At 67.8% G+C, this 24868-nt stretch carries 25 protein-coding genes; 8 read left to right on the forward strand and 17 right to left on the reverse strand.

The genetic code is table 11. The features are described 5' to 3' along the window. Positions 1–261 precede the first annotated feature (261 nt). A complete protein-coding gene (locus ACQCSY_RS07600; RefSeq protein ID WP_427134520.1) occupies positions 262–1206 on the forward strand; it encodes a universal stress protein in 945 nt (314 codons plus the stop codon). 121 nt (positions 1207–1327) lie between these two features. Next, the gene (locus ACQCSY_RS07605) at positions 1328–2350 is read left to right on the forward strand and encodes a zinc-dependent alcohol dehydrogenase family protein (protein WP_427134522.1); all 1023 of its coding nucleotides are present in this window, start codon (positions 1328–1330) and stop codon (positions 2348–2350) included. A gap of 311 nt (positions 2351–2661) precedes the next feature. Here ACQCSY_RS07605 and ACQCSY_RS07610 read toward each other — a convergent pair whose 3' ends face one another. From ACQCSY_RS07610 to ACQCSY_RS07620, 3 genes are all read right to left on the reverse strand, one after another. Beyond that, entirely contained in the window at positions 2662–3714 is a 1053-nt protein-coding gene (locus ACQCSY_RS07610; protein WP_427134524.1) for an ABC transporter substrate-binding protein, read from the reverse strand. Positions 3715–3788: 74 nt separating this feature from the next. Continuing rightward, positions 3789–4670 (reverse strand): ABC transporter permease, encoded by an 882-nt coding sequence (locus ACQCSY_RS07615; protein ID WP_427134526.1) that lies wholly within the window; start codon positions 4668–4670, stop codon positions 3789–3791. A gap of 2 nt (positions 4671–4672) precedes the next feature. Further along, positions 4673–5482 (reverse strand): ABC transporter ATP-binding protein, encoded by an 810-nt coding sequence (locus ACQCSY_RS07620; protein WP_427134528.1) that lies wholly within the window; start codon positions 5480–5482, stop codon positions 4673–4675. 302 nt (positions 5483–5784) lie between these two features. Between ACQCSY_RS07620 and ACQCSY_RS07625 the strand changes: the two genes are divergently transcribed. Both ACQCSY_RS07625 and ACQCSY_RS07630 read left to right on the forward strand, forming a co-directional pair. After that, positions 5785–7359, forward strand: a complete 1575-nt coding sequence (locus ACQCSY_RS07625; RefSeq protein WP_427134530.1) for an ATP-binding protein — start codon at positions 5785–5787, stop codon at positions 7357–7359. After that, positions 7356–8024 (forward strand): response regulator, encoded by a 669-nt coding sequence (locus tag ACQCSY_RS07630; RefSeq protein ID WP_427134532.1) that lies wholly within the window; start codon positions 7356–7358, stop codon positions 8022–8024. Before ACQCSY_RS07625 ends, ACQCSY_RS07630 begins: the two co-directional genes overlap by 4 nt. A 270-nt stretch (positions 8025–8294) precedes the next feature. Here the strand turns inward: ACQCSY_RS07630 and ACQCSY_RS07635 are convergent, their stop codons facing one another. Next, the gene (locus ACQCSY_RS07635) at positions 8295–9020 is read right to left on the reverse strand and encodes a polysaccharide deacetylase family protein (protein ID WP_427134534.1); all 726 of its coding nucleotides are present in this window, start codon (positions 9018–9020) and stop codon (positions 8295–8297) included. Positions 9021–9054: 34 nt separating this feature from the next. On the opposite strand from ACQCSY_RS07635, the gene ACQCSY_RS07640 reads away from it, so the two are divergent. After that, on the forward strand, positions 9055–9486 hold the full coding sequence (locus tag ACQCSY_RS07640) for a hypothetical protein (RefSeq protein ID WP_427134536.1): 432 nt from the start codon (positions 9055–9057) through the stop codon (positions 9484–9486). A 21-nt stretch (positions 9487–9507) separates the two neighbouring features. On the opposite strand, the gene ACQCSY_RS07645 is transcribed toward ACQCSY_RS07640, so the two are convergent. Both ACQCSY_RS07645 and ACQCSY_RS07650 read right to left on the reverse strand, forming a co-directional pair. Continuing rightward, complete coding sequence (locus tag ACQCSY_RS07645; RefSeq protein ID WP_427134537.1) at positions 9508–10185, reverse strand: O-methyltransferase; 678 nt, start codon at positions 10183–10185, stop codon at positions 9508–9510. 48 nt (positions 10186–10233) lie between these two features. Continuing rightward, positions 10234–10572, reverse strand: a complete 339-nt coding sequence (locus ACQCSY_RS07650) for a thiamine-binding protein (RefSeq protein ID WP_427134539.1) — start codon at positions 10570–10572, stop codon at positions 10234–10236. A 189-nt stretch (positions 10573–10761) separates the two neighbouring features. On the opposite strand from ACQCSY_RS07650, the gene ACQCSY_RS07655 reads away from it, so the two are divergent. Next, positions 10762–11394: a TetR/AcrR family transcriptional regulator gene (locus ACQCSY_RS07655; RefSeq protein WP_427134541.1), complete on the forward strand. Its 633-nt coding sequence runs from the start codon at positions 10762–10764 to the stop codon at positions 11392–11394. A 20-nt stretch (positions 11395–11414) separates the two neighbouring features. After that, the gene (locus tag ACQCSY_RS07660) at positions 11415–11591 is read left to right on the forward strand and encodes a hypothetical protein (RefSeq protein WP_427134543.1); all 177 of its coding nucleotides are present in this window, start codon (positions 11415–11417) and stop codon (positions 11589–11591) included. Between the two features lie 185 nt (positions 11592–11776). Here the strand turns inward: ACQCSY_RS07660 and ACQCSY_RS07665 are convergent, their stop codons facing one another. The 6 genes from ACQCSY_RS07665 to ACQCSY_RS07690 all read right to left on the reverse strand — a co-directional run bounded on the left by ACQCSY_RS07665 (position 11777) and on the right by ACQCSY_RS07690 (position 15326). Further along, the gene (locus tag ACQCSY_RS07665; protein ID WP_427134545.1) at positions 11777–12505 is read right to left on the reverse strand and encodes a GAF and ANTAR domain-containing protein; all 729 of its coding nucleotides are present in this window, start codon (positions 12503–12505) and stop codon (positions 11777–11779) included. Then, positions 12505–12693: a hypothetical protein gene (locus ACQCSY_RS07670; RefSeq protein ID WP_427134547.1), complete on the reverse strand. Its 189-nt coding sequence runs from the start codon at positions 12691–12693 to the stop codon at positions 12505–12507. Before ACQCSY_RS07670 ends, ACQCSY_RS07665 begins: the two co-directional genes overlap by 1 nt. Before the next feature lie 85 nt (positions 12694–12778). Continuing rightward, on the reverse strand, positions 12779–13090 hold the full coding sequence (locus tag ACQCSY_RS07675) for an AzlD domain-containing protein (RefSeq protein WP_427134549.1): 312 nt from the start codon (positions 13088–13090) through the stop codon (positions 12779–12781). After that, positions 13087–13881, reverse strand: a complete 795-nt coding sequence (locus ACQCSY_RS07680) for an AzlC family ABC transporter permease (RefSeq protein WP_427134551.1) — start codon at positions 13879–13881, stop codon at positions 13087–13089. The genes ACQCSY_RS07675 and ACQCSY_RS07680 overlap by 4 nt, the downstream gene beginning before the upstream one ends. Then, the gene (locus ACQCSY_RS07685; RefSeq protein WP_427134552.1) at positions 13878–14345 is read right to left on the reverse strand and encodes a DoxX family protein; all 468 of its coding nucleotides are present in this window, start codon (positions 14343–14345) and stop codon (positions 13878–13880) included. The genes ACQCSY_RS07680 and ACQCSY_RS07685 overlap by 4 nt, the downstream gene beginning before the upstream one ends. A gap of 81 nt (positions 14346–14426) precedes the next feature. After that, positions 14427–15326: a glycerophosphodiester phosphodiesterase gene (locus ACQCSY_RS07690; protein WP_427134554.1), complete on the reverse strand. Its 900-nt coding sequence runs from the start codon at positions 15324–15326 to the stop codon at positions 14427–14429. A 50-nt stretch (positions 15327–15376) separates the two neighbouring features. Between ACQCSY_RS07690 and ACQCSY_RS07695 the strand changes: the two genes are divergently transcribed. Then, positions 15377–16720 carry a DUF445 domain-containing protein gene (locus ACQCSY_RS07695; RefSeq protein WP_427134556.1) on the forward strand — a complete coding sequence of 448 codons (1344 nt, stop codon included), beginning with the start codon at positions 15377–15379 and terminating at the stop codon, positions 16718–16720. A 43-nt stretch (positions 16721–16763) separates the two neighbouring features. Here the strand turns inward: ACQCSY_RS07695 and ACQCSY_RS07700 are convergent, their stop codons facing one another. From ACQCSY_RS07700 to ACQCSY_RS07720, 5 genes are read right to left on the reverse strand one after another with little or no spacing between them, the layout of a single operon-like run. Then, on the reverse strand, positions 16764–17987 hold the full coding sequence (locus tag ACQCSY_RS07700; protein WP_427134558.1) for an MFS transporter: 1224 nt from the start codon (positions 17985–17987) through the stop codon (positions 16764–16766). Positions 17988–18023: 36 nt separating this feature from the next. Beyond that, the gene (narI, locus tag ACQCSY_RS07705) at positions 18024–18818 is read right to left on the reverse strand and encodes a respiratory nitrate reductase subunit gamma (RefSeq protein ID WP_427134560.1); all 795 of its coding nucleotides are present in this window, start codon (positions 18816–18818) and stop codon (positions 18024–18026) included. 1 nt (position 18819) lies between these two features. Beyond that, complete coding sequence (gene narJ / locus ACQCSY_RS07710; RefSeq protein ID WP_427134562.1) at positions 18820–19440, reverse strand: nitrate reductase molybdenum cofactor assembly chaperone; 621 nt, start codon at positions 19438–19440, stop codon at positions 18820–18822. After that, complete coding sequence (narH, locus tag ACQCSY_RS07715) at positions 19437–21143, reverse strand: nitrate reductase subunit beta (RefSeq protein WP_427134564.1); 1707 nt, start codon at positions 21141–21143, stop codon at positions 19437–19439. The genes narJ and narH overlap by 4 nt, the downstream gene beginning before the upstream one ends. Continuing rightward, entirely contained in the window at positions 21143–24853 is a 3711-nt protein-coding gene (locus ACQCSY_RS07720; protein WP_427134566.1) for a nitrate reductase subunit alpha, read from the reverse strand. Before ACQCSY_RS07720 ends, narH begins: the two co-directional genes overlap by 1 nt. Positions 24854–24868 lie beyond the last annotated feature (15 nt).

Consider the following 24868-nt stretch of genomic DNA (forward strand, 5'->3'; position numbering starts at 1 on the left):
CAAAGCTGGGCCACTTCCGCAAGGACGCTGCGGCGCAGGCGGCGGCAACAGCAGAGCTACAAGCTTCAGGCCCGCGAGGAAGAGGCCGTCCGGCACGGTCGCGAACTGCGCGAGCAGCACGACGGCCCCGGGCGCAGCAGGACGGCGGATGCCAGCAGCCTTTCGCGGGACCAAAGCCCCTAGCCTTCCGGGGCCAGCCGCGCTCTACTGGGGGCAGTACCGCTTGGGGGCAGAGGTACGGCCGCCGAGCCGGGAGGAAGCATGTCGGCACCCGCAGGGCAGGAGCGCGCCACCGTGGTAGTCGGCTACGACGGGTCCGAGGCCGCGCAGTTGGCCGTCCGCTGGGCTGCCGAACACGCCGCCGCAGGCGGGTACAAACTCAGGGTGGCCCACGCCTGGGTGTGGCCCGTCTTCACCAAGAACCTGGGGCCCGTCAAAGGTGTGGCCGGCAGCGGGTTGCGGCACTCGGCCGAAGCAATCCTGGCGGAGGGCGTCGAACTGGCTCGCGGCGCCGCTCAAGCAGCGTCCGGCGTTTCCGGTGCCCCGGTCTCCGGCGGGCCAGCCTCCGGTGCGCCGGTTTCCGGTGCCCCGGTCTCCGGCGGGCCAGCCTCCGGTGGGATCGACGTCGGGGGCGTCATGGAGGCAGGGCTCCCCGCGCAGGTGCTGCGCGACGCTGCCCGGGACGCACGGATGTTGGTGGTCGGCAGCCGGGGAATCGGCGGGGTGCTGGGCCAACTGGCGGGCTCCGTCTGCCTGGAACTGGCCGGTTCCTCGCCCTGCCCGCTGATGGTCATCCGGCGTCCGCGCCGGCCCGGACACCCCGTAGTGGTGGGGGTCGACGCCTCGTCCCGGAGCCCTGTGGCCCTGGCCGGCGCCGTACGGCTGGCAAGTGCCCTGGGCACCTCGCTGCAGCTCATCCACGTCGACCCGACGCGTCCCGGGACCCGGGAGGAACACGGCCGCCACGCCCCGTTCCAGGGCCAGGAACTGCTGGACCACGCGGTCTACGAGGCCCGGAAGTCAGCCCCAGGGCTGGACGTTTCCGGCGTCTTGAAAGCGGACCATGCCGCCGCCAGGGAATTGCTCGCTGCGGCGGACGAGGCGGACGTCCTGGTTCTCGGAACCCACAACCCCGGGGCAGGGCCCGGCAACACGGTCTCCGCCGTGCTGCACAAGGCCCACTGCAACGTGTTGATAACCCGCTGACCGGGCCTTCCGGTTTCCCCCGAGCGGCCGGCCGGAAAGCAGGGAAGCCCGACAGCTAGTAAACCCGACAGCAAGTAAACCGGCATTGCAAGAACAGGAACTGCTAGAAACGGAGGCCGCCGTGCGAGCCTGGCGGGTTGGACATCCGGGACCCATGTCCAGCGGCCCCCTCGTGGCCGCCGAATGCCCGGATCCCCGGCCCGGGCGTGGCGAGGTGCTGCTTAGGGTCCGGGTCTGCGGCGTGTGTCGCACGGACCTGCACCTGGCCGAAGGGGACCTCAAACCGCGGCACCCCGGCATCATCCCGGGCCATGAAGTCGTCGGCGAAGTGCTCGAACGCGGTCCGGGGTCGGTGAGGTTCCGCCCGGGCGAACGCGTGGGGGTCGCCTGGCTGGGCCGCACGTGCGGTGCCTGCCGCTTCTGTCTGCGCGGTCAGGAAAACCTCTGCCTGTCCCCCACCTTCACCGGCTGGGACCGCGACGGCGGCTACGCCGAGCTGATCACGGTGGCCGAGAACTTCGCCTACCGGATTCCTGACGACTTCACGGATGAGGAGGCCGCGCCCCTGCTGTGTGCGGGCATCATCGGCTACCGCGCCCTGAGCCGGGCGGAGCTGCCCATCGGCGGGCGGCTGGGTATCTACGGCTTCGGCGGCTCAGCGCATCTGGCCGCCCAGATCGCCCTCTACCGGGGTGCGAGGGTGTACGTCATGACACGCTCCGAAGAAGCGCGCAGGCTCGCCCTGGAGCTCGGCGCCACCTTCGCCGGCGGGGCCGATGACCGGCCCCCGGACCCGCTGGATTCCGCCATCCTCTTCGCGCCCGCAGGCGGACTGGTACCCGTTGCGCTGCGTGCCCTGGACCGCGGCGGGACCCTTGCGGTGGCCGGCATCCACCTGAGCGACATCCCGCCGCTGCACTACGCCACCGAGCTTTTCCAGGAACGCCAGGTCCGCAGCGTCACGGCCAACACCAGGGCCGACGGCGAAGAGTTCTTCCGGATCGCCGCCGAAATTCCGATCCGTCCCACCACCGTGGCGTACCCCTTCTCGGCCGCGGACACGGCCCTGCGGGACCTCGCGGAAGATCGGATCACAGGCGTCGCCGTGCTGCGCATGGACTTGACCCCAAGTAGCTGGCACTAGTTGTCGTTTTGAGCGCTCAGGTTCCCAGGACGGCCCCGGCCCTCGCTGCCGCCTCACGATTCCCGCACCGCCTTCCAGCAGCCCCATGCGGGTGACGACCAGTGCAGGGACAAAGGGGCCCCGGCCGGGACCGCTTACTAACTGATGGGACTACCTAACAAAAGGAGCACCGGCATGCATGGGAATGCGACCCGCGTCTATTTCGCGTGTCCGAATTACGGTTTGAGCTGAGACCGATGCGGGAGTTGAAGGGGCCTGAGGACAGCGGGACCCCGTCTGGGACGGGGCCCCGCTGTCCTCAGCGCCGGGAACTACTTGGCCGCCTGGACGAATTCGTTCGTGAACGTTTTCGCCAGGTCAAGGGTTTTGCCCTTGACTTCGGGGTTGGCCTGAAGAACATTGTTGACGACTTGGGGACCGTCGGCCGGCATGAGCCCGGTCGGGCTGTAGATACCCTTTTCCGCCTCAAGTGCTGCGATGTAGGCGTCCTTGCCGACGCCGGCATAGTAGTCGGCGGGCACCTTATCGGTGATCTCGGCCGCCGTGTGGTCCTGGATGTACTTCAGCGTCTTGACATAAACGTTGACGAGCTTCTGGACGATGTCCTTGTGCGCGTCGGCGTACGCAGTGCTCATGTACAGAGAGCTGGCCGGGTATGCGCCGCCGAAGGTCTGCTGCGACCCGGCAAGGGTCCGCGAGTCGTAGAGGATGAAGGCCTTGTTCGTGTTGACCAACTGGGAGACGGTCGGTTCCGTGGTCATGGCGCAGTCGATGTTTTTGTGGTCCATCGCGGCAATCAGGGTTCCGCCTGATTGAACACCGATCCGGTGCGTTTCGGCCGGTGCGACGCCGTTTTTCTGCCCGATGTACTGGGTCAGGTAGTCGGTGGAGGAACCGAGATCGGTGATGCCGAGGTTGCGTCCCTTCCAGTCGGCGGCTGACTTGATCTGGTCTTTGAGGTCGGTCCGGCACAGCTCGACCTCTCCGGGGACCTGGAGCATGGTGACCACGGCCTCGGTGGACTTGCCCTTGGCCTGCAGGACCTGGTTGTGGTCATAGAAACCACCCACCCCGTCCACCTGGCCGGAGATCATGTTCGTCTCCGCGTCCACACCGGCGGGCTCATCGGAGAGCTGGACGTTCAGGCCCGCATCTTTGTAGTAGCCGAGCTGGTCGGCCAGTTTGAAGGGCAGGTATATCTGCTTGTTCAGGCCTCCCACCATGATCTTCACCTGCTGGCCGGCCGTATCGCCGACCTGCTGCGGGGCCTGGCCTCCGCCGCCGGCGTTGTTGGCGCAGCCGGTCATGGCCGCAATCAGGGCAATCGCCGTTCCTGCTCCGGCGATCCATTTTTTCGTAGACATTGTTCTCCTCTTTGAGATGGTTGGTGCCGCGGAACGGTCCAGGTTCCGTGACGGGTGGTGAAGGGTCCGGGTGATCAGGCTTCAACGCCGGCGCTGTGCTGGGGAGGGCGCCAGCGCAGCAGCCGGTTCTCCAGCCTGGTGATCAGCCATTCGGCCATCAGCGCGACGACGGCCATGATGAGCATGGCGGACCAGATGCCGTTCTGGTTCAGGTTTCCCTGAGCCTGGCGGATCAGGTTTCCCAGGCCTTCCTGGGAGCCCAGGAATTCCCCGACGATGGCCCCGATAAGGGCGAACCCGAACGCCACGTGGAGGCTGGCGATGATCCAGGAAAAGGCGGAGGGGATGACGACCTGGCGGGTGACCTGCCATTTGCTGGCTCCGAGGATCTCGGCGTTGGCGATGAAGTTCTTGTCCACTTCACGGGTGCCCTGGAAGGCGTTGAAGAACACGCCGAAGAACACCAGGACGATGACCAGCATGACCTTGGACATCAGGCCCAGTCCGAACATGACCACGAAGGAGGACCCGAGCACGATGCGCGGAACGGCGTTGATGACCTTAAGGAAGGGCCCGATGACCTGTGAGAGGAATTCGATCCGTCCCATTGCCACCCCGAAGATGATGCCCAGGACCGTGCCGATGGCAAAGCCGATGAGTGCCTCTTCCAGGGTCACCAGGATCTGCTGGCCCAGGGATCCGTTCGCCGTTCCCACTGTGATCCACGTGTAGAGCTGCTCCACCACCCGGCTGGGCTGGCCGTAGAGCAGCGCGTCGAGCACTCCATTGCGGACCAGCAGTTCCCAGCTGCCCAGCAGCACCACCACGATGGCCAGCTGGACGGAAAGCACTTTGAGCCGGCGTGCGGTGGCCGCTCGCTTCCCCGGCGCAGCGGAGGGTTCGGGGTGTGTGGCCTGCGGTTCGCGAGCCGTCCCTGTCTTCTCTGTGCTGGTCATGGTCATTCTTTGTCCCTTCCGTCCGGGCCTGCGGTCCGGGTCGTCTGGGCGTAGGCGACGTCCACTTCCTCGCGGAGCGCTTCCCAGATGTTGTGGTAAATTTCGATGAATTTGGCATCGAAGCGGATTTCCTGCACGACCCTCGGCCGGGGCAGGTCAATCCGAAAGGTCGCTTTGACCTGTCCGGCCGGGCCGGCCGTGAGGACCACAACCTTGTCGGCCAGGGCAATGGCCTCTTCCAGGTCATGGGTGACAAAGACGACAGCGGGTTTGGTCTGTTCCCACAGGCCCAGCAGCTCGGTGCTCATTTTCGCGCGCGTCTGCACATCCAGGGCGCTGAATGGCTCGTCCATCAGCAACAGCTGGGGCTCATTGATCAGGTTCTGAGCCAGGGCGACGCGTTTACGCATCCCGCCGGAGAGCTGGTGCGGGTAGTTGCTTTCGAAACCGGCCAGTCCCACCCTTCGGATCCAGTCCCGTGCATCCCGGTGAGCCGTGGACTTGTCCACGCCCCGGTACCGGGGACCGGCGGCGACGTTCTCCAGTACCGATTGCCACGGCAGGATGGCATCGGTCTGGAACATGAAACCGGCATTGGGGGTAATGCCGGAGACCTCCTGACCGAAAACCTTAACGCTTCCCTCCGACGCCCTTACCATCCCGGCGGCCAGGGTCAACGCCGTTGACTTCCCGCATCCGGTGGGCCCGACAATCGCGCAGAATTCCCCGCGCTCCACGCGCAGATCCATATTCCGCAGCGCCGTGTAGCTGGACCCGTCCGGGGTCTTAAACCGCTTGGTAGCCCCTCTCATTTCAATCGCCGGGGCCGCCGCAACTGCAGCGGCCAAGCCCTTCATAGTTGATTCCGACACCGTTGTCACTCGAATCCTCTCCTAGCGCCTCATTTAGTTCGCGTGAGTCCGATCACATAAACTAATGTCGAGCTTAGAAAGAGATCCTGAGTGCCAAAAGCCTTCTGTAAATTCCGAAACATACCCGCGTTAATGCACGTTTCGTGCATTTCGCTCAACACACCGGCCCCGGACCGGGGACGCCGGCTGTGAGCCGGGCGGACAGCCGGCGGCCCGGCCCGGGTGGTCGGCGTCCGCTCACCTTGACGGCACAGATCCTGATCTGGATGCTGTCCATCCTGGTGCTCTCCGTGACGCTGGGCGGATTCCTTTTCACCATGGTCAGCAACCAGACTCTGGACCGTCAGTACCAGCTGCGGGCCCTTGGCATCGCCGCCACCGTCTCGCAAACGCCGCAGATCAGGACCGCACTGGTGGCCGGGGACCCGCAACACTCCATCGCGCTGCTGGCCACCGGCATCGTTGACACCGGGCAGGCTGCCTACGTCGTCGTCTCGGACCGCAACGGAATCAGGTACTCCCACCCCAACCCGGCCCTAATCGGACAGAAACTCGAAGAGCCTGTTGCCGTCCTCGACGGGCAAACACATCTGGGCTTCGACGAGGGAAGCCTTGGCCGGTCCGCCAACGCCAAAGCTCCCATCCGGGGCGCCGACGGATCCGTCATCGGCCAGGTATCCGTGGGCATCCTGGAAACCACGGAGCACGACGAGCAGGTCCAGGAAATCTGGCTGATCATCGGGTTCTGCGCCGTCGTGCTGAGCCTGAGCGTGGCCGCGTCCCTGCTGCTCTCCCGCCGGATCAAACGTGTCACCTTCGCCCTGGAACCCGCAGAGATTGCCTCGCTGCTGCAGGAACGCGAGGCCCTGCTGCACGGCATCCGCGAGGCTGTCATCGGGCTCGACGACGACGGCAGAATCACGGTGATCAACGAAGAGGCCCGCCGGCTTCTCCAGGTGGAGGGTACAGCGTTGGAACGCCCGCTCACCGAATTCGTCCCCCCGGGCCGGCTCAGGGATCTGCTCACCGGGGCCCTTCCCGGTGTGGATCAGGTGGTGTTGACAGAGGAAGCTCTGCTGGTGATCAACCGGATGCCGGTGGCTCTCTCGGGCCGGAGCATCGGGTCCGTGGTGACCTTGCGGGACCGGACGGAGATCGAGGCGCTGGTCAGGGACCTGCGCTCCGTCCAGGGGCTGATGGAGGCGATGAGGGCCCTGGAACACGAATACGCGAACCGGCTGCACGTTGTGGACGGATTGCTGGAGCTGGGCGAAATCGGCCAGGCCAGAAGCTATGTCTCCCAAATCTCCGCCACGTCCCGCTCCCTCGGAGAGGGTCTAAGGGAGCGCATCGCGCCGCCTGAGCTGGCGGCCCTGCTGCTGGCAAAGATCACCGTCGCGGCTGAGCGGGATGTGCAGATCCATGTGACGGAGGATTCCCGCCTCGAGCCGGACCACGCAGACTATCAGGCGCTGCTGACGATTGTGGGCAACCTGCTCGATAACGCCGTCGACGCCCTGGCACAGAGCCCCCGCCCGCGGACCGTGACCATCCAGCTCGATGGCGCGGACGGCGTCTTCATATCGGTCCGGGACAACGGTCCGGGCGTTCCAGCCGATAAGATTGACCAGGTTCTGGTCGACGGGTACTCCACTAAAGAAGCCCGCCCGGGCATGCGGCGCGGCATCGGCCTGGCTCTCGTGAGCCGGATTGTCCGCCGGGCCGCCGGGACCCTGGATGTTTTTCCCGGCCCCGGCGGCCATTTCGAGGTATGGCTGCCCGCCGACGCCGGCCCCAACGACGAGGACACCCAATGATCAGAACACTGGTAGTCGATGACGACTTCAGAGTCGCCGGCATCCATGCTGCACGGCTCGCCAAGGTCGAGGGCTTCGAGTGCGTCGGCGAGGTCTACACCGCCGCAGCAGCACGCGAGGCCATCAACCGCCTGCACCCGGACCTGCTCCTGCTGGACGTTCACCTGCCGGACGAGAACGGCATCTCCCTGCTGCGTTCGCTGCACGCCACCGGGGCCCAGATCGACTGCATCATCATCACGGCCGCGCGCGATCTGGCCACCGTCAGATCCGCCATGAGCAGCGGAGCAGTGTACTACCTGGTCAAACCCTTCAGCTTCGACCAGCTCCGAGCCCAGCTGGAGGCCTACCGCCGCTGGCGTGAAGAACTGGAATCATCCTCCACCGCCGACCAGGCCACCGTGGACAGCCTCTACAACCTGCGCCGGCCCGCCACACAGCCCCCCGCCCGTGCACCCAGGCTCCAGCCCACCATGCAAAAGGTCTTCGACGCCGTCCGCGCCGCCCAACAACCCATCGGAGCCGCCGACATCGCCGATCAGCTCGGCGTCAGCCGCCCCACCGCCCAGCGCTACCTCGGCGCACTGGAACGCAAAAACCTGATCGCGCTCGAACTGAGCTACGGCTCCACCGGACGCCCGATCAACTCCTACACCATCAAATAGAACCCAGAGCATCTAATTCGCGGCGAGAATCCGGACTATTCCCAGGGGCTGTGGGTGCTCATCTGGGACTCCTTCATGCTCACGGACTCAGTCGATCACAGGAAGTTGTTGCTTTGCGGACGGAACCGGCCGCTTTCCCGCGGCAACCATGATCGCGACGAACGGCGAGACCTTCGTCGACCTCCCCGTATGCCGGTCCCCCATCGCCACACTTTCCATCCGCTCCCCGGCCGGACTCTCTTGTCAGCGGCGCAGGCTCCGCCGGCGGCATCACCCCAGCAGCGCGTCGATGGTCGTGAAGCCGTAGCCAGCCTGGCGGATCCGGTTGATGAGCTGGGGCAGGGCGTCGGCATCTAGGGTGGTCCCGTCGTCGGGATTGGAGCCGACGTGCATCAGGACGATCTCCCCCGGCTGGAGGCCTGCGAGGACCCGTTCCGCCACGACCTGCGCCGTCACCCCTCCACTGGTGCCTTTCCAGCCGAGCGTGTCCACGGTCCAGCGGACCGGAACGTAGCCGAGGTTGTTGACCGTGGCGATGGTCCCGGCGTCGCGGTCGCCGAAAGGAAAGCGGAAGAGCGGCCGGGGGTCAGCACCGGCGGCCTGGATGGCCTGCTGCGCCTCCGCGACCTGCTCCCCGATCGCCCCGGCGGCAAGCCCTGTGAAACCCGGATGCGTCATCGAATGGTTGCCCACCCGGTGGCCGCCGGCGACAATCGAGGCGACCCCCGCAGGGTTGACCGCGGCCCAACTGCCCGTGAGGAAGAACGTTCCGCGCACCCCGGCTGCGGCCAGCGTCTGCAGGATGCTGGGCAGCCCGGCCGCGTTGGCTCCGGCGTCGAAGGTCAGGGCCACCACGGCGCCAGCGCCCGGGATGACCTCGACGTCGCGGCCCGCGAGCGCGGCGGGGAACGGCGCCGCGGGCGGGACCGGGACACGTGCGGGAGGCTCCGCCGGCGGAGCGGGAACGGGCGGAACGGGGGCAGGTTCGGAAGGCACCGGCCGCGCCGGGACCGGCACCGTTGCGCTGGAAGTGGGCGCCGGCGATTCCGACGGCGTCATGCCGGAAGTTGGTGTGCCGGACGCCGAAACGGACGCCGACGGTGACGCTGTCGCGGCCGGGCCCGCTGCCGGCGGCCCCGGGGACAGGAGGACCGCCGCCCCGGCCACGGCTGCCAACAGCACCACCGTAGCCGCCGCAGCCACCAAGCGGCGCCGGTCTCCGGCGAAGATCGACCACATGCTTCAGCGTGGCACCACGGGCAACTCCAGGGCTAGGGCTGAAAGGCCCGGCGGGCGTCCACGGACAGGCGGGCGTCCACGGTCCGCCGGCGGGGGCCTCATGAGCGGGTCCCTCAACAGGGAAGCTGCGGTCCGGATGCAGGTCACGGCGCTCATGGAGGAATCGCACTACAGCCGGATCGTCGCCCTGGGCAAGGAAGCGTCCGAGAGCCACGCCCCATGAGGTCCGTAAGAGCTACCGTGCCTACCGCACGACCGCCAGGGCGAAGCCGTCCCAGCCTTTGGAGCCCACGGTCTGGATCACGGTTCCGTCCAATCGCGGGTCCTCGCCCATCATCTGCAACGCGCTGATGATGCCAGGGGCGTTCACCGTGTCCATTGAGGGGTCCAGCACGGCGCCTTCCCACACCACGTTGTCCATCACCACGGTTGTGCCGCGCCGTCCGAGCCGGATGGCCCAATCGAGGTAGTGCGGGTTGTTTTCCTTGTCCGCGTCGATGAAGACGAAATCGAAGGGGCCCGCGGCCTCTTGCTCGAGGGCGTGCAGTGTGTCCAGCGCGGCTCCGACACGGATCTCCACCTTTTGGCCCAGCCCGGCGTTGTCAACGTTCGCGCGGGCCACCTGGGCATGTTTGGGGAGGTACTCGCAGGTGACCAGCCGGCCGCCGTCGGGCAGCCCCTGGGCCATCCAGATGGTGCTGAAGCCGGCCAGCGTTCCGATCTCCAACACTCGGCGGGCGCCGGAGAGCTGGACCAGCAGCTTCAGGAGCTTGCCGGCGTTGGGGGCCACCTCGATGGGCGGCATGCCGGCCTCCAGCGCGGTGGTCACGGCACGCTTGAGTGCACGGTCCGGGTGGACCACGACGTCGGACAGGAAGTTCTCGACGGCGACCCAGCCGGGGGCGGCCTGATGCTCGATCATGCCCTCAGTCTCCCAGTTGCCCGGGCCCGGCGGTAGCTTGTCCCGGGTTTAGCCTTCGCCGGGATTCGGGGATTCGCCGATCGCCTTCTCCAGGCGGTCCACCTTGCCGGTGAGTTCCCCCGAGAAGCCGGGACGGATGTCCGCCTTGATGACCAGGGAGACGCGGCTGCCGTAGCGTCCAACCGCCTCCGTGGCGCGCTTGACCACCGCGAACACCTCATCCCATTCGCCCTCGATGGTGGTGAACATGGAATCCGTGTGGTTCGGCAGCCCGGACTCCCGGACGATGCGCACGGCCTCGGCGACGGCGTCGTGGACGGAGGCGTCGCCGGGCGCCCGGCGGTTGGCGGGGGCGCCGGAGGGAGCTACTGAAAATGCAACGAGCATGTGATTTTTTTCCCTTCACGCAGTCCGGACATCCGGACAGAAATTGCAGGCAGACCGGCTCCAGTCTTTCACGGGTGTCCCGGGCGGTCGCACGCAAAGCCTGGCCGCGGGAGACGGCGGGAATCGTCACATAACGGGCTACCGGGCAGTAACAGCTTTGCCCAACCTCCGCGTTGCTACCCTAGGCAAATGAACCGCGCAGTTGATCGCAGACCGCTCCGCGCGGATGCCGCGCGCAATGTGGACAAGATCATCACCGCGGCCCGCCAGTGCTTCCGCGAGCATGGCCCCGAAGTCCCACTGCAGACCATCGCCGTCACCGCCGGAGTTGGCCCGGCCACGCTGTTCAGGAACTTCGCGGACAAGGAAGAACTGGTGCTCGCGGCGCTGAACCGGCAGCTCCGGCTGCAGGTCGATCCGGCCCTCGGCGAGGCACTGGCCGGGCCTGATGCCGCCGACGGCCTGTTCCGGGTCATTGATGCCCTGATGGGGGTTGCCAGCGAGGACGCCAACCTTCTCGGAGCCGTGGCGGGCCGCCGCGGACTGCTGACCGGCATCACCGGGGGCCTGATCGAATCCGTAGCCGTGCTGCTGGGCCGGGGACAGGGCCAGGGAACCCTGCGCAGCGATATTTCGATGACGGACATGATCCGTCTCCTGGCCATGCTGATCGGCGTCGTGGACACGATGGAGCCCGGCTCCGATGCATGGCGCCGGCCCGTGGCGCTGGTCGAGGACGCCATCCGGACCGAACGGCCGCACCGGCCGCTGCCGCCCCAGGCCCCGCTTCCCGGCACCGCGTTCGACGCCGTGCTCGGCTAGCACCGTGCTCGGTTAGGCCGATGGGTTGGGAAGCGGCAGCCGGGGTTGTCGGCGGCGTGCTGCTGGTGTACGCCGTTCTCCTTCTGCTGCTGTGGGGCTACGCCCGGAGGCACCCGGACACGGTCACCATGAAGGACGCCCTGCGCCTGCTGCCGTCATCGGGTACGCGGACGACGTCATCATTGTGGCCCTGGTGATGCGCTCGGTGATTGCGCGGGCCGGTGAAGACGCCCTGCGGCGGCACTGGCCGGGGACGCCGGAGGGATTGGACGTCATCCTCAAGCTCGCAGGGCCCGGTGCCGCACGGTGATGACCCGCACCGCGGTAACCCGGCCGGCGATGCCACGGGCCGGAACCCCGGCGGCCGGAATCCGCTGACCGGCTACGTTTGGGCGCTGAAGTCCGTGGCGTACGGCCCGGTTTCGAACTTGCGCAGGATCTCCTCGGCCACGATCCGGAGCTTGACGTTGCGGTTGTTCGAGACCTTGCTGAGGAGGTTGAAGGCCTCCGCCTGGGAGCAGCGGCTCTGGGCCATGAGAATACCTGACGCCAGATTGATGATGGTCCGCGACTTCATGGCCTGCAGCAGATCCCGGTTCATGGTCTCGGCCGATCCGAGGCGCACGGCCAGCCGCATCGACTTGGCGGCCGTGGCGGCGAAGGCCTCGCAGGCTTCGGCAATTCCGCCGTCGAACGCATCCGGGGAAGCCGCGTAGAACGTGAGGGTGGCCGCTGCGTCCTGGTCCAGGGTCAGCGGAACGCCCAGGATGCTTCGGCTCCCGCGCTGCGCGGCGGACTTCTGGTAGCGTGCCAGCCGCGGTTCCGTGGGGGCGCCCCTCACCAGTGTGGCTTCGCCGGTCTTCAGGGACTCCAGCCCGGGGCCCGCAAAACGGTCCTGCAGCTGCTCCAGGGCCAGCGCCACGGGAGTGCTGCCGGCCAGGGCTGGCGGCAGCCGGTGCCGGATGAGGCGCACCGAACACAGGACCGGAGAGCCGGCAGCGGAGGCAGCAAACTCCGCGGAAACGCCGGACAGCACCTGAAGGAACTCGTCGATACCGGCATTTTCGAGTACCAGATCCTGCAGGCGCTCCGACAGCCGGGCGCCCGGCATCAGTTCTCCGCCGGTTTGTCGTTGGCCTCGAGAAGTTGGTGCTGCAGCTTCTCTTCGGCTTCCCGGCGGCGGCGGGGCATCTCACGCAATTCCCTGGTGGACTCGCCCGGCGGAACGAACGGCTCGTGGGGCTTGGGACGATGTGCCTTGCCTGGCTCCGTGGCCTCCGGGTCGTCTTTTTCACTCATGATCGAATGCTCCCACGCGATTCCTGCGGCAAGTAGGGACTAAAGACCATTACGCGATGTCCGACAGCGGCGGGCCGGCAGTCGTTCAGTTCCAGCCGGCCAGGCGCAGCGCGGCGGCTGCGGCGGCCCCGGCCAGCACCACCACGAGGAAGGGCGCCCGGAACCACAGCGCGATTCCGGCCGCGGCCAGCGCCCCCAGCCGGGCATCGAGCGCCAGCGATTGGCCGGAGGCGGCGGCGTTGACGATCGTCAAGGACGCCAGGAGCCCGATTGTCATGGTCCCGGCAATCCTGGACATCCGGGGGTTGCGGAGCAGACTGGCCGGCACCAGGTATCCCAGCAGCTTCCAGGCGTAGGCCAGCAGGCAGGCGAGCAGCAGCCACATCCAGAGGTTCATGCGTCGCCCCCGAAGGGCTGGGCGGGAGGATGGGACGGCTGGGCGGGAGGATGGGCGGGATGCGTGCGGGGACGGGCGGCGTGGTGCTCGGCGTAGGGGTCCACGTCGGGTTCCAGGCCTTCGTCGCTGCGGCCGTGGCTGAACCAGCCGATCGCGGCCGCGACGACGGCTGCGACGAGGATCGGCACCCCTGAGGGCACGAAGGGTACGGCCAGGACGGTGGCCAGTGCGCAGACGACGGCGATCGCCACGGGCTCCCGGCCCTTCAGCCGCGGCCAGAGCAGCCCCAGGAACGCCGCCACCGCGGCGCCGTCGAGACCCCATTGCTTGGGATCCCCCAGGGCGCCTCCGGCCAGCGCACCCACAGCGGTGAACAGGTTCCAGAGGACGAAGATCCCGATTCCGGCCGTCCAGAAGCCGCGCTTTTGCTCGCGCGGGTCGGTCTGCCCGGTGCCCGTAGCCGTCGACTCGTCGATTGTCAGCTGGGCGGCGGCAAACCGGAGCCAGCCGCGGGGCTGCAGCAGGGCGTTGATCTGCATCCCGTAGATCCCGTTGCGCATGCCCAGCAGGGTCGCGGCGCCCATGGCGGCGACGCCGGAACCGCCCCCCGCCACCACGCCGATGAAGGCGAACTGCGAACCGCCGCTGAACAGCAGCAGGCTCAAGGCCATGGTCTGCCAGAAATCGAGCCCGGAGGTGACGGACAGGGCCCCGAAGGACACTCCGTAGAGGCCGGTGGCGATACTGATGGAAAGCCCGACGCGCACGGCCGGGGACTGCAGGAGTTTCACGGCCGCAGCCTTGCGCCCGATGTCTGCGGGCTCCGCTTGGTCAGGCTCCAGCCCCAGAGGATCAGGGGTGCCTGGAATGGCAGGCGCAGGCTGTGTGCCCGGCGCTGCCGGGGCGTTCCGTCCGGGCTGTAGGCCCGGCGCAGGGCGTCAATGTGCCCGGTCAGGAACACGGTGAACATGGCCGTGACGCAGCCGGCGGCGGCGCGGCGCGTGGCCGGGACCAGGAGCCCGACGGCGGCGGCCGCTTCCAGCAGTCCGCTCACCGCCACCCATTCCTCGCGGGAGAGCACCGCGAGGGGTCCGTTGGGCCTGGCCCCGGAATCGTCGCGGCAGAGGAAGTCCGGAACCACCTGGTCAAAGAATTCTGGCTCGCGAAAGTGCTTTGCGGCGCTGGCCAGCAGCAGTGCGCTCATGGCTGCCGCGGACAGTGTCTGGGTGGTCCGGCCGGACCAGCTAAATGGCATGGAACCACTCAATCACAGCCGCCGGGCCCGCCGTAATCCGCCGGACAATCCGCATCGCACTCCGGCTGGCAGGCCAGCCGGTCACCTGAGCGGCTGGCTGCCGGCCGTGAGCTGGGCGCGGACCTGGGCGGGCCGGTTCGTGGTGATCTCGTGGATGCCCAAGCCCTGGCACAGGGCGACGTCGTTTTCCGAGTCCACGGTCCAAACCCGGAACCGCCGTCCGGAGTCGAGCCAGCGCTGGACCGTGCGGGCATGCTGGCGGACATAGTCGATGCCGGGGCCGGCCATGCCTACCTCGCAGTCGTCCAGGATCCGCTCCCCTTCCGTCTGGGCGGCCTTCATGACGTTGGCCAAGGCCCCGCCCGTGAGCGCCCCGAGGCCGAGCTCTCCGCGGATTTCCGCCACGTTGACGTCGTCCACGAGCTGGCAGATGACCTCCGCGGGAGCGGATTTGAGCAGGTGTCTCACCGAGTCCGGGCTGAAGCTCATGAAGGACACCTTGATGCCCTCCAGCATTGATGTGTCCGGGTTCCAGCCCGCGTCCGCGAGGATTTGGAGCACCCTGTCTTCGAGCTTGAGCTGGTACGGGCTGGGGTGCTTGAGCTCGATCGCCAGCCCGATCGCCCGGCCAGCCGAGCGCAGGATGTCCAGCAGCTCCGGCAGGGTCAGCAGCTGCTCGGATTTGCCGCCGTATTCGTCCGGGATCCTCGCGCCCTTCCAGGAGGAGAAGTCCAGCAGCCGGAGCTCCTCGAGGGTGCGGTCGGCGACCGGGCCGGTGCCGTCCGAGGTCCGGTCAACGTTGGCGTCGTGCAGCAACACCGCATGCTGGTCACGCGTGAGGTGGACGTCGCACTCCACGCCGTCGGCGCCGTCGGCGATCGCCTGCAGGTAGGCCGCGCGGGTGTGCTCGGCGAAGGCTCCGCTGGAGCCCCGGTGGGCGTAGACCAGCGGACGGGCGGCGGCGGACTCGTCAGGGGTCATGGTGACACGTTAGCGGACGACCCCTGCCCGTGCGGGGCTAGGCTGGGCACATGCAGGCGAACGCTGAGCCAAATACTCGTACCAGGCCCGACGGCACGGAGCGGGCACCCGACGTCCAGTCCGCCGGCGCGGCCGGCCGTCAGTCCGCGGCATCGAGCGACGCCGAGAAGGCGGCGGCGCTGCGCAAGATGAAGCTGCTGGCCCTGTCGCTGCTGATCGTGATGGCCATCATTTTCGTGGCGGCCTTCGCCCTGCAGAAGCAGTATCCGTGGCTCGAATACGTCCGGGCCGCGGCCGAGGGCGGCATGGTGGGCGCCCTCGCCGACTGGTTCGCCGTCACGGCCCTGTTCAAGTACCCGATGGGGATCAAAATCCCGCACACGGCCATCATCCCGCGCCGCAAGGACCAGATCGGCGCTTCACTGGGGGATTTCGTGGAAACCAACTTCCTCTCCGAACAGGTGGTCCAGGAGAAGCTGGCCTCCGTGGATATCGCCCGGAAAGCGGGCGCCTGGCTGTCCGGGCCGGGCGGCGCCGAGCGCGTGGCCAAGGAGGGTGCCGCCGTCATCCGCGGCGCTTTCAAGGTCCTGAACGACGACGACGTGCAGTCAGTGATCGAGGGTATGGTCCGCAAGCACTTGCTGGCTCCGCCGTGGGGACCTCCCGTGGGCCGGCTGGCCGAGCGGATCTTCGCCGACGGCCACCACCACACGCTCGTGGACCTGCTCGTGGACCGCACGGTGGACTGGGTGCGGGACAACCACGAGACCGTCAGCCGGCTGGTCTCGGACCGCTCCCCGCAATGGGTGCCGCAGTTCGTGGACGGACTCGTGGGCGACAAGGTCTATGTGGAAATCCTGAAGTTCACCCGGGCGGTGCAGTCCGATCCGCAGCATCAGGTCCGCCGGTCCATCGACAAATACCTCACCGAGCTGGCCCAGGACCTGCAGCATGATCCCGTGATGATCGCCCGCGCCGAAGGCATCAAGGCCCAGGTGCTCGGCGATCCCGAGGTCCGGGAACTGGCCTCCCGCACGTGGGGCACCATCAAGGCGGCCCTGCTCACCGCCGTCGACGATCCCCACAGCGAACTGACGCTCAAATTCAAGGCGGCCGTGCACGACTTCGGCACCCGGCTGGTGGTCGATCCCGAGCTGGCCGGGAAGGTCAATGCCTGGATCGGCGACGCCGCCGGCTACCTCGTGAAGACGTACCGCTCGGACATCGCCGGGGTCATCACCGAGACCGTGGCCCGCTGGGACGCCGAGGAAACCTCACAGAAGATCGAGCTCCAGGTCGGCAAGGACCTGCAGTTCATCCGGATCAACGGCACCGTGGTGGGAGCCCTGGCCGGGCTGGCCATCTTCGCCCTGGCGCACCTGGTCTTCGGCTAGCGCCGGCCTCGGCTAGTGGCGCGTTCGGTTGCCAAGACTTCGGCTAGGCAGCGGCGACCGCTGCCTTTGCCCGGCCCCGGACGGCGAAGACTGTGAAGGCCACCGCCACGAGCGCGGTGACCACGAGCAGCAGCAGCCCGATCGAGTAGCTGTGGGTCGCGGCGTCGTAGGTGGCGCCCATGACCAGCGGCGGGAAGTACCCGCCCAGGCCGCCGGCGGCGCTGACCACTCCGCTGATGCTGCCTACTTTGCCCTGCGGGGCCAGGACGCCCACCCAAGCGAACACGCCGCCCGTGCCCAGGCCGAGCGCCGCGGCCATGGCCACGAACGTCAGCCCGGCGGGGACTTCGCCGTCGGGCTGCAGGTTCACCACCCAGCCGAGCACCGCGACGCCGGCGAGGGACGTGATGACGACAGGCTTCGGGCCCACCCGGTCCGCGAGCACACCGCCTACCGGCCTGGCAAGCACCGCGGCGAGGGCGAACCCGGCCGTGCGGGCGCCGGCTCCAGCGGGCTCGAAGCCGTAGACATCCCGCAGGTAGGTGGGCAGGTAGGTGGCGAAGGAAACGAAGCCGCCGAACACGACGGCGTACAGGAAGCACATCTTCCAGGTCACCGGGGTGCGGGCCGCGTCGGCGAGCTTGGGCAGCACGGGTGCGTTGTTGCGGCTCCAGCCCGGCGACTCCTTCATCAGGAACCAGATGAGGGCAGCCATCACGGCCAGGAGCCCGGCGATCAGCAGGTGGGTCGGAAAGTAGCCGATCCCTGCGACGAGGCGGGGATTGAGGAAGGCGGCCAGCGCCGTCCCGCCCATGCCCGCTCCGAAGACGCCGGTGGCGAAGCCCCGCCGCGCGGCCTCGTACCAGGCGCTGACAAAGGGGATCCCGACGGCGAAGACCGTTCCGGCGACCCCCAGCAGCAGCCCGGCGCCCAGGACCACCGCGAAGGAGTTGATGGTGCCGCCGAGCGCCACGAGCAGGATCGGGAGGATGGTGGCCAGCAGGACGAAGGTGAACATGGCGCGGCCGCCGTACTTGTCGGTCAGGGTCCCGACGACGATCCGTCCCAGCGATCCCACGAATACGGGCATGGCCACGAGAACGCCGGTAGTGGCAGGGTTGAGGTGCAGGTTCTGGGTGTAGAAGGAGCCCAGTGTGGCCACGGAGTTCCAGGCCCAGAAGCACATCACCGAGGCTGAAGTGGCGAGCGCCAGGTTGAGGGTCCGGCCGGCGGGGGCGGCTTGGGACGGGGACGCTGCTCCGGCCACGGTGTTCTCCTATCTGCTCTGTAATCCCGGTTCGGCTCAGCGGTTCCGGGTGTCCCGGTCGCGGGTTCCCACGGCGGACCAGCCGCGGCGCGCGGCGGTCCCAGAGGTGCGCGCGGTGGGGGCGCCGGCGCGCCTCCCTTCCTGGTCCCGGGAGCGGTAGACGATGTACGGCCGGAAGAGGTAGTGGAACGGCGCCGTGAAGGCATGGACCAGCCGGGTGAACGGCCAGATCACAAAGAGTGCCATGCCCACGACGGTGTGCAGGTGAAAGGAGAACGGCGCCGCGGCCATGGCCGCGATGTCCGGCTGGAAGATGAACAGGGAGCGGAACCACGGCGCCACCGTTTCGCGGTAGTTGTGGCCGTGCTCGCCTTCGAAAACGCTCGCCAGCGTGGTCCACAGGCCGAACACGATCGCGGCGGTCAGCACCACGTACATGGTCTTGTCGTTCTTGGTGGTGGCCATGAACACCGGTCCGGTAGTGCGGCGGCGATAGATCAGCAGGAGGATCCCGCCCAGGGTCCCGACGCCGGCGACCCCGCCCACGAACAGGGCGTTGAAATGGTAGAACTCCTGGCTCATCCCCACGGCCTGGGTCCACGCCATCGGAATGACCAGGCCGAAGAAGTGGCCCGCGATCACGGCGAGCAGACCGAAGTGGAACAGCGGGGAGGCGATCCGCAGCAGCCGGGACTCGTAGAGTTGCGAGGACCGGGTGGTCCAGCCGAACTGGTCGTACTTGTAGCGCCACACCAGCCCGCCCACCAGGACCACCACCATGACGTACGGCAGGGCTCCCCAGAGCAGGATGTCCGTGGCGGAGATGTCCATGTCAGGCCCCCTTCACGGGCAGCAGGCGCGGATCGAAGGGGTCCAGGCCCACGGCCTCGGTGGGCGGCCCGTAGCCGGCCATCCGCATGACGGCCTGTTCGTCCGCCGGGGACTTTCCGGGCAAGGTGGAGCAGATTGCCTGAAGGATCCGTGCGTACGGAAGCCGGTCCCGCAGGAGGCCGAAGCGGAGCATTTCCAGGCTGGCCCGGTAGCGGGTCAGCAGTTCCCGGCCGGCCGCCATGTCCACCACGGCGGCGTATTCCAGGACCATCGGAAGGTAGTCGGGCAGTTCCCCGTGCGTATCCACGAGGATGTCGCTTTGCCGGTACGTCTTCTTGAAGTTGCCCAGCACCTCGCCGCGGCGCCGGGTGTCCCCGTCCGTCCAATAGGACAGGTGCAAGGCATGGCGCTTGCCGAGGTCGAACTCGCGCACATAGTGGGCCTGGATCTCCATGGGCGGCGTGGACTCCAGCCGGTCCAGGACCTCCGTGAAATCCGCCACGGCCCCGGGGAACTCGGCCAGCGCGGCGCGCATGAGCGGCACCCGGCCGATCAGTTCCTCATCCGGGTAGGACAGGCACCAGGCCCCGGCCAGATACAGGACCTGGTTGCGCCGCGTCACGGCTCCTCCCCCGCCTGCGGTGGAACGGAGGGGCCGGGCTTCGCCGGGAGCGGGGGTCGTTCCGGAAACAGTCCGGAGGGAGCCCCGGTGCCGTCCCAGTTCAGCAGGTTCACCCTGCCGCGCAGGCTCGTTTCGCCGGGCGCGGTGTCCGAGGTCTGCCGGTCCCTCAGGGCGTTGAAGGTCTCCAGTGCCACCGGGACGGGCTTGCCGCTGGCCTCTCCGAACGGGGAATCCTGCATGCCCGGACCGCCGTCGAAGTCCAGCGAACAGCCCATCTCCTCGAGGTCGTGGGCCTGTTCCACGTGCGCCTTCGGGATGACGTAGCGCTCGTCGTACTTGGCGATCGCCATCAGCCGGTACATCTCGTACATGGTCTGGCCGTCCATGCCCACGGCCTCGGGGATGGAGTCGTCCGGGTCGTTGCCGAGGCTGATGCCGCGCATGTAAGAGCGCATTGCCGCCAGCTTCCTCAGCACGGCGGTGACCCGGTACGCGTCCCCCGCGGTGAAAAGTTCCGCGAGGTATTCCACCGGGATGCGCAGGGCCTCAATCGCGCCGAAGAGGTTGCCGGCGTCTTCGCCGTCGTGGCCCTGGTCGCGCAGCAGGTCCACCACGGGCGAGAGCGGCGGGACGTACCAGACCATCGGCATGGTCCGGTATTCGGGGTGCAGGGGCAGTGCCACCTTGTAGACCTTGGCCAGCGCGTAGACCGGCGAGCGCCGGGCGGCGTCGATCCAGTCCTCCGGAATCCCCTGGGCACGCGCGTCGGCCTGGACGGTGGCGTCGTTCGGGTCCAGCAGCACGTCCATCTGGGCGTCGTAGAGGTCCCGGGGGTCCGTGACGGCGGCCGCCGCGGTGACGGCGTCGGCGTCGTACAGGAACAGCCCCAAATACCGCAGCCGCCCCACGCAGGTCTCCGAGCAGACCGTCGGCAGCCCCACTTCCACCCGCGGGTAGCAGAACGTGCACTTCTCGGCCTTGCCGGTCTTGTGGTTGAAGTAGATCTTCTTGTACGGGCAGCCGGTCACGCACTGGCGCCAGCCGCGGCATTTGTCCTGGTCCACCAGGACGATGCCGTCCTCCACCCGCTTGTAGATGGCGCCGGAGGGGCAGGATGCCATGCAGGACGGGTTCAGGCAGTGCTCGCAGATCCTTGGCAGGTAGAACATGAAGGTCTGTTCGTAGGCGAACTTGATCTTGTCCTCGGATTCCCGCCGGACTTTCTCCACGATCGGGTCCAGGTGGCCGTTTTCGCTGGAACCGCCGAGGTCATCGTCCCAGTTCGCGGACCACGTGATCTTGGTGTCCTCCCCGGTGATGAGGGACTTGGGCCGGGCCACCGGGAAGTCGTCACCCAGGGGCGCGTCCACGAGGGTCTTGTAGTCGTAGGTCCAGGGCTCGTAGTAGTCCTTGAGCTCGGGCTGGATGGGGCTGGCGAAGATCCCGAAGAGCTTCTTCACCCTGCCGCCGGCCTTGAGCACCAGCTTGCCGCGCTTGTTCAGCGCCCAGCCGCCGCGCCACTGCTCCTGGTCCTCGTAGCGGCGCGGATACCCCTGGCCGGGGCGGGTCTCGACGTTGTTGAACCAGACATACTCGGTGCCGGCACGGTTGGTCCAGGCCTGTTTGCAGGTCACGGAGCAGGTGTGGCAGCCGATGCACTTGTCCAGGTTCATGACCATGCCCATTTGAGCCATGACACGCATCAGTACTGCACCTCCTGTGAACGACGGCGGACGGTGGCCACCATGTCGCGCTGGTTTCCGGTGGGGCCGAGGTAGTTGAACGCGTAGGCCAGCTGCGCGTAGCCGCCGATCAGGTGCGAGGGCTTGACCAGGAGCCGGGTGACGGAGTTGTGGATGCCGCCGCGGCGCCCCGTGGCCTCGGACTTCGGCACATCGATCGTGCGTTCCTGCGCATGGTGCACATAGACCACCCCCGCGGGCATCCGGTGGCTGACGATAGCCCGGGCCACGAGGACGCCGTTGATGTTGAGGCATTCCACCCAGTCGTTGTCCTTGACCTGGATGGCCTCTGCGTCGGACGGGCTCATCCAGACCGTGGGGCCGCCCCGGGACAGGGAGAGCATGAGCAGGTTGTCCTGGTATTCGGAGTGGATTGACCACTTGGAGTGCGGGGTGAGGTAGCGGACCACCACTTCCATGGCCCCGTCCTGGCCGAGCTTGGGTTCGCCGAAGAGCCGGTGCATGTCCAGCGGCGGCCGGTAGATCGGCAGCGCCTCGCCGATGTCGATCATCCAGTCGTGGTCCAGGAAGAAGTGCATCCGGCCGGTCAGGGTGTGCCAGGGCTTGAGCCGCTCCACGTTGATGGTGAACGGGGCGTAGCGCCGGCCGCCGGTTTCGGAGCCGGACCATTCCGGCGAAGTGATCACCGGAACCGGGCCGGCCTGGGTCTGGGCGAAGGTGATGAACTTTTCCTCGGATCCCTCGGCCAGGTCCGACAGTTTCCGGCCGGTGCGGATTTCCAGATCCTTGAAGCCCTGCACGGACAGCGCGCCGTTGGTGGTTCCGGAGAATGCCAGGATGGCCTCGGCCATTTTCGCGTCGGTGTCGATCGCGGGACGGCCGTCCGCGGCGCCTCCCAGCATGACGCCGTTGGAGCGGCTGAGCCGGTCCAGCGGACCAGCGAGTTTGTAGGTGACGTTCTTGACGGTGAAGCCCAGCTTGTCGGCCAACGGCCCGACGGCGGCCAGCTTGTCCGCGATCGCGGTGAAGTCCCGCTCCACCACGGAAAAGATGGGCATGTTCTGCCCGGGGACCGCGGGGATGGAGGTGTCCCGCCAGTCCCGGACGATTCCGCCGGGCTGGGCGAGCTGGCCGGGGGTGTCGTGCTGCAGCGGCACGCTGACGAGGTCCCGGCGGACCCCGAGGTGCGTCTTGGCCAGCCGGGAGAACTCCTGCGCCAGCAGGTGGAAGGTGTCGAAGTCGGTCTTGGTCTCCCACGGCGGGTCGATCGCGGGGGTGAAGGCGTGCACGAAGGGGTGCATGTCGGTGGAGGACAGATCGTGCTTCTCGTACCAGGTGGCGGCCGGGAACACGACGTCGGAGAGCAGCGTGGTGGACGTCATCCGGAAGTCCGCGGAGACCAGCAGGTCCAGCTTCCCTTCCGGCGCCTGCTCATGCCACTTCACGTCCCTGGGCTTGAGTCCTTCGGCATGGTCCTTGCCGAGGACGTTGTTGTGGGTTCCGAGCAGGTTGCGCAGGAAGTACTCGTTGCCCTTGGCCGAGGAGCCGAACAGGTTGGAGCGCCACAGCACGAGGGTCCGCGGCCAGTTTTCCGGGGCATCCACGTCCTCGATCGCCGGGGTCAGGGTCCGGTTCTTGAGGGCGTCGGCAATGTAGGAAGGCGTGTCCTTCGCGGTGCCGGCGGCGACGGCGGCCTCCGCCTCGTCCGCGAGGTCCAGCGGGTTACGGTCGAACTGGGGATAGAACGGCATCCAGCCGAGCCTGGCCGACTGGGCCAGGGCGTCGGCGGTGTGCATGCCGTCGAGGCTTCCGGTGGAGAGCGGGGATTTGAGCGCGTCGGCGGAGTAGCCGTCCTGCCGCCACTGGTCCGTGTGCATGTACCAGTAGCCGGTGCCGATCATGGTCCGCGGCGGCCGGGACCAGTCCAGCGCGTTCGCCAGGGACACCCAGCCGGTGGCCGGGCGGGTCTTTTCCTGCCCCACGTAGTGCGCCCAGCCGCCACCGTTGCGGCCCATGCAGCCGGTCAGCATCACGAGGGCCAGCACGGCCCGGTATGTGGTGTCACCGTGGAACCACTGGCAGATCCCGGCGCCCATGATGATCATGGAGCGGCCCTTGGACTGCTCGGCGTTGCGGGCGAACTCCCGTGCCACCCGGATGCAGGCCTGCGCCGGGACGGAAGTGATCTCCTCTTGCCAGGCCGGGGTGTAGGGCGTCGCGGCGTCCTCGTAGCCGGCGGCCCACTCGCCGGGGAGCCCTTCGCGACCGACGCCGTACTGGGCCAGCATGAGGTCGAACACCGTGGTGACCAGCCGGCCTTCCACATCGAGCACGGGTACGCCGCGCCTCAGCACGCTGCCGGCCCCGCCCGCGTCTTCGAAGCACGGCATCAGGATCTCCGCGTTTTCACCGGACACCTCGCGCAGGGACAGCGCGGGTTCGATCCCCTCCAGGTCCAGGTTCCACTTGCCCTCACCGCTGCCCGAGTAGCGGAACCCCATGGAGCCGTTGGGCACGGCGGTCCGGCCGGTCTTCTTGTCGAAGAGTACGGTGCGGAAGGCCGCGTCCTCGGCGCCGGACTCGGCCGGGAGGTCCTGGGCGGTGAGGAACTTGGACGGCACAAGCGCGCCGTCGTCGCGCCGTTCGAGCCGGACAAGGAACGGCAGGTCGGTGTACTGGCGGACGTAGTCGGAGAAGAAGGGCACCTCACGCTCGACGAAGAATTCCTTGAGCATGACGTGTCCCATGGCCATGGCCAGTGCGGCGTCCGTGCCTGCCTGGGCGGGGAGCCACTCGTCGGCGAACTTCGTGTTGTCCGCATAGTCCGGGCTGACCGTCACCACCTTGGTGCCGCGGTACCGCACCTCGGCCATCCAGTGCGCGTCCGGGGTCCTCGTCACGGGGACGTTGGAGCCCCACATCATGAGGTAGCCCGCGTCCCACCAGTCGCCGGATTCCGGGACGTCGGTCTGATCGCCGAAGACCTGCGGGCTGGCCACGGGGAGGTCGGCGTACCAGTCGTAGAAGGACGTCATCACCCCGCCGATCAGCTGGATGAAGCGGGTTCCCACGGCGTGGGAGACCATGGACATCGCGGGGATCGGCGAGAAGCCGGCGCAGCGGTCCGGCCCGTACGCCTTGATGGTGTTGACATGGGCCGCGGCTGCGATTTCGATCGCCTCCTGCCAGGAGACGCGCACCAGCCCGCCCTTGCCGCGGGCCTGCTGGTAGCGGCGGCGGCGTTCCGGGTCGCCCACGACGTCGGCGAAGGCCAGCACCGGGTCGCCGAGCCTGGCCTTGGCCTCACGGTACATCTCCACGAGGACGCCGCGGGCGTAGGGAAAGCGCACCCGCGTGGGCGAATAGGTGTACCAGGAGAAGGCCGCCCCGCGCGGGCAGCCCCTCGGCTCGTATTCCGGGCTGTCCGGGCCCACGGAGGGGTAGTCCGTCTGCTGGGACTCCCACGTGATGATGCCGTCCTTGACGTATACCTTCCAGGAACAGGAGCCGGTGCAGTTCACCCCGTGCGTGGAGCGGACCACCTTGTCGTGGCTCCACCGGTCGCGGTAGAAGATGTCGCCCTTCCGGCCGCCCTCCCGGAAGACGGCCCTGCCGTCGTCGGTCTGGTCCCATTTCGTGAAGAACCGCGCGAGTTTCAACATTGCGTCTGATGCGGGTCCATCCAACCCCGCATGGGGTCCGGCAGCCATGCCTTCCAAGCTAGG

This window comes from Pseudarthrobacter sp. S9 (assembly GCF_050156545.1).
In the GTDB taxonomy this organism is placed as follows: domain Bacteria; phylum Actinomycetota; class Actinomycetes; order Actinomycetales; family Micrococcaceae; genus Arthrobacter.